General features: G+C 49.8%; 1 protein-coding gene. It reads left to right on the forward strand.

Annotation, left to right across the window (positions count from 1 at the left end; all coding sequences use genetic code 11):
* The first annotated feature begins 136 nt into the window (after positions 1 to 136).
* Entirely contained in the window at positions 137 to 787 is a 651-nt protein-coding gene (locus tag C6W92_RS17460; protein ID WP_129435400.1) for a hypothetical protein, read from the forward strand.
* Positions 788 to 900: the final 113 nt, after the last annotated feature.

Raw genomic sequence — 900 nt, forward strand, 5'->3', positions numbered from 1 at the left:
CCTTCTTCTTCATCGCATCACGCAGGCTGGGAAAGGCGGGCTGTTTCGGCATCGGCAGGACTCCTCTGGCGGACGCCCCAAACCTATCAGATTAGGCAGAAAGTCGCAGGTTTTTCAGACGTTCCTCTATTTCTCCATGATCCTGCTCTACTGGATCGTTGTGCCGTTTCTTCAGGATAGAATAGGTGTTGGCTATTATACATGGCGCGGGGACGTGCCGGATTTTGGACAAATGGCACTGTTGTTCGTTATGACGCATTTCTTGGGCATTCTTGCCGGATTTCAGTTCAAAAGGATATCCTTGTCACACAAAGAGATTTCAGAACTTGGTTTTTCCTTCGCCGGAGCTGCCTTCATCTTGGTTCTACTTGTGGCTTTGATGACTTTCGTTGGGTTCGACACAATCGTGCTACCAAGGGTGGAACAGGAAACAGGGGAAGCACAAAACTACGTTATACTGCTGAGGAACATTGCAAAGATCATACCTGCATTTCTTGTCGCCTACTTCATGTTGGAAGCAGATAATGGGCTGAAAAAGAATACAAGAATTGCAGTTCTCATTCTCCTCGCATCGTGCCTCCTGATCGTGTCAAATCCTGTAAATACGAGCCGATTTCTTTCTCTGTTCGGCCTTTTCGTGGTTGTCCTCACGTATTCAATAAAGTCTTCAAGGCTGAATGTTCTTGCATGGTTACTTGCATTTGCACCGGCGTATGCAATAGTTCTGCTTGGGCTCACGTCGGCCATGCGCTCTGGCATTCACAATATCAACCTGAGGAAAGTCTGAACAACGCCTTCTGCTGCGCCGACGCGCCGATGTGAGGGCCATGCCGGGCATCAGGCAGCTTGTTTCCAGCGGCTTTCGGGCTGCTTCGGCCGCTCGGTTGGTGGACAGGCCAA

This window comes from Roseovarius sp. A46 (genome assembly GCF_004126395.1).
Lineage (GTDB): Bacteria > Pseudomonadota > Alphaproteobacteria > Rhodobacterales > Rhodobacteraceae > Roseovarius > Roseovarius nitratireducens.